Here is a 4,301-nt window from a genome sequence, read left to right as displayed (position 1 = left end):
GTTAATAGCCGTCTGAATGGCTGCCGAATCATCGTTCGTACCATTCGCCAGCGCGCCGAATATAAATGGTGTGATTCTATTCTCATTCAAACGGACCAGACACCCTGTTCCTGTTGGATCTGTTTCGCCTGTTCCATTGAGAAATCCTTGCAGCCCCGATACTTTTCCATTCCATGGAACGGTGGTAGATATTATGCTGCCGCCATTGTGAGCTGATTTCTTGCGTGTTTTGTCCAGATAGAAGACACCGCCCCCAATTGTTGTGCTGGGATGATAGCAACTAACACTGAATCGCTGACCATCATCGACCGTTTTTAATTTAAGGGCTTGAATGTCTGCGACACTTTTCAGAGAATTTTCATCACCATTGTTCTTTTTCTCTGCACTAGCTGACTGAGGATTATTAAGCAAAAAACCTCCAGTAGCAACAACCGCTCCTAATCCACCAATCGCAGCCAAAAGTTTTCTCCGACTTAATACAGACGACGAAGAAGGTGTTATTTTATCTTCGTCTGGACCTGCGCCTGTTCCCTGCTGTTCATCACTTTTACTGGAATAACCTCTGATCTCTGACATATTATCCTCCTCCTGAATAAAAGAATTTAGAAATAGCACTTCAATGGCAGCCATCATATCCTTGTCTGCAACGAGGGAGTTGTTTCAATCCCATCAGTGATCTGTTACAAAACTAATGCCCCCTTCTTTGTTCAGCCATCCGAGCATGCCTTAATTATATAAGTACATTTTCGCTTGTAGCTAGACGCAATACCCGTACTATTATTCCCATTACGATAACGTGTCCGTTAAAAATCAACTAATGAATAAATGTATGTTAAATGCGTGCGAAATCCGGTTCTTGGAACGCACCTTGTACTCAGATCAATGCAAAGAACCGTCAAGGACCCCCTGACGGTTCTTTAGTTACATATGGTGTTACGTCTACTCTCCCTGCATCCAAAGTTTCAAATCATTTGTCGTCTGTAATATATCCTGCCGTTGCTCTTCCCCTGATATTTCGCGTTCTATTATATATTCCCCTGTAAAGMCTATTTCTTTAAGCTTCTGTATAAAGAGAGGGAACCTCACCATACCCGTTCCTGCTCGAACTTCCTCACCTAACCGATCACCGTCGGTAGGGTACAAGCCGTCCTTTACATGAATATTGCGAACATAGGAGCCAAACGTATCAAGTGCATCAATTGSGTTGCCTTTGCCGTACAAGATCAAATTGGCAGGATCCAGATTTATGCCGAGATTGGATGTGCCTACCTGCTTTATCGTGCGAAGCAATACGACAGGTGTTTCTTGTCCAGTCTCAAACCAGAATTCGATCCCTAAGCTTTCGCAATAGGTCGCAACCTCACGAATAGCTGCTACAACTTTCGGATACTCCGGATCTGTTAAATTTTCAGGAATAAAACCACAATGCGTTATAATGGCTGGAGCTCCGATCCATACCGCAAAATCCGCCCAATCCTTTAGAGCTTTAATACGTTCCTCGCGATATTGCTCCGGAACAAGCCCTAATGTGATAGGACCTCCGGTGAAATTCCATTCAGCTGGTCCTGGAACACCTGCCCACACTGCACAAACTCTCACATTAGCCTCTAATGCTTCGCGAACGACGCGCTCAGCTACTTCAGGTGTGCAAAGCTCTCTATCCCATCCACAAAGCTGACAAACGCGAAAATCATAATCACTGACAACCTGAAACATATTGGCCCCAGGTACTATGACAGTCTTTGACCACGGTCACTTGATATCCCAATTCATTGGCACGCCTGCTTGTGGCATCGATACACATATCTGTTTGAAGTCCCACAATAACAACCTTTCTAATCCCGTGCTTCAGCAATTCTGTATGGAGATTCGTTTCATGGAACGAGTCAGGCTTATACTTTTGAATAATGGCGTCCCCTTCAAAAGGAACTATTTTAGGGTGTATGCTCCAACCTGGACTATTGGATTCCAAAGGTTCACCCTCACCTTCATTATGCTGGACATATATAACCGGAGTAGAACACGCTCTAGCTTTGTTAATCAGTCCGCTTATGCGCTCAAGCAAACCTTGACCGTCGTATACTGGATCTGATTCCTGAAACATACCGTTTTGAACATCAATTACTAGTAAGGCAATATCAGTTTTCATTATGTAACCCTCACTCCATGATCATATCTGACTGTATTTTATATAGAAAAACATATCTGCTTTCATAAGATGAAGGTTTGATAAATCCTACCATTTTCATGTTTTTCTTCATATAGCCCATTAGTTAATTCGGTAATTATATTTGTCCAAAACTTATGAGCTGAAAGGTTTTTCTCCAATTGGTACAACTCCCATATGCCTTTTAAGGAATTGAATATTATTTTGGCTGCCTGCCTCCCGGTACCCATTTTTCGATACTTTCTCAAAACAAAGAAATGTGCCAAGTAATTGTACGATCGTTCCTCAGTTTTTATATATTTAACAAAAACGAAACCTGCAATTTGATTATTAACAATAATAAGAAATGGATGATTCGTTTCTGGTTTTGTCCAATATATATCAAAGTCTGGAATGATGTTATATCTGCCTTCTGAATTAATTTCGACATCAGTATATTCTGTAGAATCATACATATAAAGCTGCAATAAATTTTCAAGAGCATGTTTATCAATTAAGGATTTTGCTTCTCTAACATCAAGTTCCATAATTGACCTCCTCCCACCCTATAACATTACCTATCTCGTATTTTACCATGAATAGTCTATATTAAAAGATAAAAACKAACCGCCAGGAKCCTGCTCCTGACGGTTCGTTTTTGCGTTATAGTGGTGCGGTAGTTTCCGGTTTATCGCCAAAATCTATTGGAGTGTTTCTTATATGCGATAAACGAAACGGTAGCCTGATCAGCAGCAGTTCCGCGATAAACATGAGAATTCCAATGAAAAGGAGCATGATTGCCCAGTTCTCTTCCATATTCAATAGAAACGGATAAAAGATAAGCTGTGAAACAAATATGGTCATATATAATTTTCGCCTGGTGACAATGGCATCCAGCAGATCCGGCGAGGCAATCGGTCTCGCGAACGTATACAGTCCTCGAAAAATCTGATAGGCGAGCAGAGCATGCATAATACCCATTCCTTGTATATAGGCATGCATGCCAAGCTGCGCGGTTGATAACTGGTTGATGTCAATGCTCGATTTAACCACAAGCTGAGGCAGAGATAAGAGGATCATGGCAGCCGCCAGCCATCTAGTCTGTTTGAAACCAGCATCTCTGGCTGAGAGCTGACCTAAAGCTATAAATATCATGATATATCCAACAATATCTGGGAACGCATCAAAAAAAACTGATTGAAAATTAATGAGCGGAAATACAAGGCCCCAACCGAGCCTACTTAATGCGCTACGCATGGAAGAGTTCAAAAAAGCTCACCTCCAGAGCGGACCAGCCGATTAATTTCCTTCTCGTACAGGTAAAGATTAAAATTAGTAGGAATACGCTCGTATACCGTTCTACCGTCCTCTGTCTTAAAGGTCAGCAAAATGTATGCTTTATAGACTTCGAAGACTGCAAGTGTATTCTCCGGTATGGTCCATCTGTAGTTAAAAGTCAGCGGGTCACCGGCAGACAACCGAATTGGCAGCTTTTCAATCAGTCCATCACTTCCATTAGTGTCAAACTTGAAAATAGAACTTAACCTATTGCTAAAGCTATAATCAACTTGTTCTAATGTGACAGGCTGCTTAACAGTTACACTATATCGGCCAGTACCGTCTGAGGATCCGCCGCTTGATGACATTTCAAACAAACCCTCACTTTGATCCCACACTACTTTGATTTCCCCGATCGGCACCCTTTCGGGCTGGCCCTCGCTATAATATACGGTCGCTTCATTGATCGTGATTGGTACCTTCTCCATTTGAGCGGCATCCTCGGTTCGCCATTCGCCATATGCCTTCCCGAGCACTTGATACTTATAAGAATTAGGATGTGGATTGATTTGAAACTGGAGCATTGGAAGCTCCTCCAGCCGGATCCCCGTCACTTTCCTGCCTTTCATTTTGTTCTCCAAATAGCTCAATTCGATCCTATCGCTCTGATTGCCGCTTACCATTATAAAATGTTTCAAAAAAACTGGTTTCTTAAGCTGCATAGATTGATAATACCAGATGTTACCGGCCCAGCTAGCCGCAACCAAAATCAAAACAATCGGCCACAAGAGCTTACTGCCCAGCTTCAGCCTTGGATTCGTATGCAAAGCACTCCCCTCCCTTATTCATCCAGTTTACCACTTTTCTGGACTTACAC

General features: G+C 42.3%; 6 protein-coding genes. All 6 read right to left on the bottom strand.

Annotated elements, in window-relative coordinates; all coding sequences use genetic code 11:
• Positions 1 to 576 (bottom strand): hypothetical protein (locus tag AC1DWN_RS32065; RefSeq protein WP_477562894.1); only part of this gene is annotated, 576 nt, incomplete at its 3' end.
• A gap of 363 nt (positions 577 to 939) precedes the next feature.
• Positions 940 to 1,716, bottom strand: coding sequence for a sugar phosphate isomerase/epimerase family protein (locus AC1DWN_RS32060; protein WP_477562893.1), 777 nt, complete (start codon positions 1,714 to 1,716; stop codon positions 940 to 942).
• Positions 1,697 to 2,149: a cysteine hydrolase family protein gene (locus AC1DWN_RS32055; RefSeq protein WP_477562892.1), complete on the bottom strand. Its 453-nt coding sequence runs from the start codon at positions 2,147 to 2,149 to the stop codon at positions 1,697 to 1,699. The genes AC1DWN_RS32060 and AC1DWN_RS32055 overlap by 20 nt, the downstream gene beginning before the upstream one ends.
• Positions 2,150 to 2,211: 62 nt before the next feature.
• Positions 2,212 to 2,694, bottom strand: coding sequence for a GNAT family N-acetyltransferase (locus AC1DWN_RS32050; RefSeq protein ID WP_477562891.1), 483 nt, complete (start codon positions 2,692 to 2,694; stop codon positions 2,212 to 2,214).
• Positions 2,695 to 2,809: 115 nt separating this feature from the next.
• Positions 2,810 to 3,415: a hypothetical protein gene (locus AC1DWN_RS32045; RefSeq protein ID WP_477562890.1), complete on the bottom strand. Its 606-nt coding sequence runs from the start codon at positions 3,413 to 3,415 to the stop codon at positions 2,810 to 2,812.
• Positions 3,412 to 4,251, bottom strand: coding sequence for a hypothetical protein (locus tag AC1DWN_RS32040; protein WP_477562889.1), 840 nt, complete (start codon positions 4,249 to 4,251; stop codon positions 3,412 to 3,414). The genes AC1DWN_RS32045 and AC1DWN_RS32040 overlap by 4 nt, the downstream gene beginning before the upstream one ends.
• Positions 4,252 to 4,301: the final 50 nt, after the last annotated feature.

The sequence above is a fragment of the Paenibacillus sp. P4_A7 genome (assembly GCF_056402455.1).
Note: the sequence above shows the minus strand (reverse complement) of the source record. Positions and strands in the feature narration are given on the sequence as shown.

Bases quoted from the DNA above. Each gene is read 5' to 3' on its own strand.
- AC1DWN_RS32055 (WP_477562892.1), bottom strand. From the start codon at position 2,149: ATGAAAACTGATATTGCCTTACTAGTAATTGATGTTCAAAACGGTATG.
- AC1DWN_RS32050 (WP_477562891.1), bottom strand. From the start codon at position 2,694: ATGGAACTTGATGTTAGAGAAGCAAAATCCTTAATTGATAAACATGCT.